4 protein-coding genes and 1 pseudogene are annotated in these 3811 nt (G+C 51.4%); all 5 read left to right on the top strand.

Annotation, left to right across the window (positions count from 1 at the left end):
* Positions 1-1827: RHS repeat-associated core domain-containing protein (locus tag AP059_RS00305; protein WP_177332327.1), on the top strand; the 1827-nt coding region annotated here is incomplete at its 5' end.
* Positions 1828-2367, top strand: coding sequence for a hypothetical protein (locus AP059_RS00300; RefSeq protein ID WP_059761360.1), 540 nt, complete (start codon positions 1828-1830; stop codon positions 2365-2367).
* 26 nt (positions 2368-2393) lie between these two features.
* Positions 2394-2662: pseudogene (locus tag AP059_RS22950) on the top strand (RHS repeat-associated core domain-containing protein); the annotation flags it as partial.
* 380 nt (positions 2663-3042) lie between these two features.
* Positions 3043-3447, top strand: coding sequence for an Imm44 family immunity protein (locus AP059_RS00295; RefSeq protein WP_165599904.1), 405 nt, complete (start codon positions 3043-3045; stop codon positions 3445-3447).
* A complete protein-coding gene (locus AP059_RS00290; protein ID WP_059761358.1) occupies positions 3437-3694 on the top strand; it encodes a PAAR domain-containing protein in 258 nt (85 codons plus the stop codon). The genes AP059_RS00295 and AP059_RS00290 overlap by 11 nt, the downstream gene beginning before the upstream one ends.
* Positions 3695-3811 lie beyond the last annotated feature (117 nt).

Here is a 3811-nt window from a genome sequence, read left to right as displayed (position 1 = left end):
GACGGCAACGGCAACCTGGTCATGGCCACCAACGCCGACAGCCGCCTGCAATGGTTCCACGACCCAGCGGGCAACCTGCTACGCGAACACCAGCACTACCTGAGCCTGCAAAAACCGGTAGTCGCCGTGTGGCAACACGAGTACGACGTGCTCAACCAACGCATCGCCACCACCCGCCCGGACGGCCACAAAGTCAGCTGGCTGACCTACGGCAGCGGCCACCTGCTAGGCATGCGCCTCGACGAACACGAACTCATCGGCTACGAGCGCGACGACCTGCACCGAGAAGTCGCCCGCCACCAAGGCAACCGCCTGCTGCAAACCCAACAATGGGACCCGGTCGGCCGTCTGCAAGCCCAACTGCTGAGCCGTAGCGACGACCAGTCCACATTGCTCAAACGCGAGTACAAATACGACGCCGCGGGCCAACTGACCTACATCAACGACAGCCGCCGCGGGCCGCTGTCCTACCGCTACGACCCGGTGGGTCGACTGCTCAGCGCCACCAGCCGCTTGGGCGTCGAAACCTTCGCCTTCGACCCGGCCAGCAACCTGCTGGACAACAGCGTGGCTGAAATCCGCCGCCCGCTGGATCAAGACCCGAAACGCAACACACTGATGGACAACCTGCTGCGCGAATACGCGGGCACGCACTACGAATACGACGAGCGCGGCAACCAGATCCGCCGCTTGCACAACGGCCAACACAGCCAAATGCGCTGGGACCTGTTCGACCGTCTGGTGCGCTTTGAAGACAGCACACTCAGCGTTGACTACGCCTACGACCCACTGGGGCGGCGCATCCATAAATACTCCAACGCCCACCACAAGCATCGCCCGGAAGCCGGCTCGCACTGGAACCAAAACGAACGGGCACGCAAACAACGCGAACTGGGTTGCGGCTTCACCCTCTTCGGTTGGGACGGCGACACCCTGGCCTGGGAAAGCAATCCGGCCCAGGCCGATGGCGCGGCGGGTAAAACAGTCCACTACCTCTACGAACCTGGCACCTTCGTCCCCGTGGCGCAGGCGATGCGGCATCAACCGATCCGCCTGTTGGCGCAGCCGAACTACGAAGGCGCCTACGATATAGACCAAGACCCGTTGTGGACGCACACGCCCCAAGCGCTACCGATTGACGTGTTGACCTGGTACCAATGCGACCACTTGGGCACGCCACAAGAACTGACCGACCCCAACGGCCAAATCGCCTGGAGTGCGCAGTACAAAGCCTGGGGTGAAGTGCGGGAACAGCGTTCGGAATGGGCGCAGCGTGAAGGCCTGACCAACCCGATCAGATTTCAGGGCCAGTACCACGATCACGAAACAGGGCTGCACTACAACCGCTATCGGTACTATGATCCCCGGGTTGGGCGGTTTATCAGCAAAGACCCGATCAGCTATGCGGGTGGGTTGAATCTGTATGCGTATGCGCCGAATCCTACGGGGTGGGTTGATGCGTTAGGGCTTGCTAAACGAGGACCGAAAACCAACGGCGAGGGGCCACATAATCAAATTATTCAAGCTTGGGGGCAAGAAGTTGAAGCCTCCGGAGGGCGAGTTATTGCCGGTGGTGGCGTCAAGAAAGAGCAGTTAATTCCCACGCCAGGGGGGAATAAAGAAGGTCGTCGTCCGGATATAATTTTCGAAGATACAGAAGGGAGAATTATCTACGGCAACGTTGGTAAAAATCGTGCGGACCAAACGAACCCGATTACTCGCGAGAAGAAGGCACTGGACGATCTAAGAACAAAAGTCAATGAGGCACACGCACCTGATGACGTGCAATTTAGACCCTATAATTGCCCCTGTGGAAGGAAGATATAAATGGATAAGGTTATTTTCTTGACCTCTGAAGATTTTATTAAAATCAATAGCGAGCTTTTAAAAAGCACTGGATTCTGCTTATATTTTTGGCGTGATACTGATAAGAGATTCGTGCGATTAGACGACCTAGACTTTACAATCCTGGATGAAAATGAGCCGTTTTCATACGATTGGTTTGTTGGTGAGAAAAAAGATGAAAAAAGAGTTATTTCGCACACAAAAGAGACACTCAGGCGCGAAGAGAGAAAGGGATTGATCACTCTGACTTATGGGGGAGAGGATCAATATGCTATTGGCGCAACACGTTATAGTGCCGACAATTCCAATGTTGAAAAAATAGTAAATCGAGAGCTAAATAAGTTATTCAAAAAGTACGCCCGGAAAGGTGTATTGGAAAGCAATGGTACCGCTAACAAAATCACAGATAACTACTACTGGACCGAAAAGGCACTTAGTAGTGGGAAAAATTGGCGACTATTTTTAGGCCGTGGAGTTCGTGAAAAATGCAACAGCATGCCAGGCTTTACTCCGAAGCCATAAATAATTAAGTAAGTGTTCGATTCATCGGCTCCATCGTATGGACTGCCGAGTAAAAACTTGGGGTGAATTGCGGGAACAACGCTAGGTAAGGGCACAACGCGAAGGTCTGAAAAACTCGATCCGCTTCCAGGGCCAGTACCACGATCATGAAACGGGGCTGCACTACAACCGCTATCGGTACTATGATCCACGGGTTGGGCGGTTTATCAGTAAAGACCCGATCAGCTATGCGGGTGGGTTGAACCTGTATGCGTATGCGCCGAATCCTACGGGATGGGTTGATCCGTTAGGCCTATGGAAAGGGCAGCCAAGAAATACCAACGGAACCTTCGGTAAAGGTGCAAATCCTGAAAAGCCGTGCCCTCCTGTCGCTGACCCGACCAAAAAGGTGCATGGCAATAGTTTGGACAGTGATGCGCCAGCTATTGGGTACACGCTGAGGGATATAAATACTGAAGAAGTTATGAAATATGGGGAAACCACACAAGGAAAGAAACGCTATCCGGAATCCTACCTCAAAAAAACAAGCTGACTTTTAGACCTGAGGTGGCCGGAACGAAACGCGAAATGCATTCTTGGCAGCACAACAAAATTGTAGAGCACAAAGCTACTAATGGCGGTACTCGCCCACCTTTAAACAAAAATGACTATTGAGGTAGATTTATGGAATTCTTCATGTCAGGAGAGATTGATGCGAAAGTCGGTGATGCAGAGCATATCGCTAGAAATAAAATAAACTCTGTCTTATCTGGTCTTTTAGAAAATGCAAAATTAAATTTCGACATAAACAGATGGAGCTTTATTTCAATAATCCTCTCTGATCTATTCATCTCAGACTACCCAGAAGTTGCAAAATTTCATAAAAAAACCAAAGTCCTCGAGTTTCGCTTACAGATCCCTTTTGAGAAATTCATAGGTGCGAACCCTAAGGTACAAATATCCATGATTCTGGATGCTATTGAACGATCCATCGGCCTGATGGAAAAATTTAAAATACCTGAAAATGACCGACAAACTTTAAAAGCCGCGGTAACCCAAGCCAGAACTGAGCTTTTAGGTCACGAGAACAATATTTTATGAAAGACATCATCCCACCATCCACGGGAGTGTCGTGCTTGAAGCTTTTTCCCGGATTGACCTCAACGGTAAACCGATTTCCGGTGTTGGTCACAACGTCAGTTGCCCGTTGTGCAAAGGGGTTTTCCCCATTGCCGAGTGCAGCGCGACTTACTCCGTTGACGGCATTGCTGTTGCACTCGATGGTATGAAAACAGCGTGTGGTACCGCACTGATTGCCAGTGGCCCAAAAGGCGCAGTCAACCGTTGAACCGCTACACCGTTCTTTAAAAACTGAGCTGGTATGGATTGATATTTACTGTTAGCACAACTGCCAACAAAGCCAAATGCGCTGGGACCTGTTCGACCGTCTGGTGCGCTTTGAAGA

The sequence above is a fragment of the Pseudomonas sp. TAA207 genome, from assembly GCF_001529285.1.
GTDB lineage: Bacteria > Pseudomonadota > Gammaproteobacteria > Pseudomonadales > Pseudomonadaceae > Aquipseudomonas > Aquipseudomonas weihenstephanensis.
Note: the sequence above shows the minus strand (reverse complement) of the source record. Positions and strands in the feature narration are given on the sequence as shown.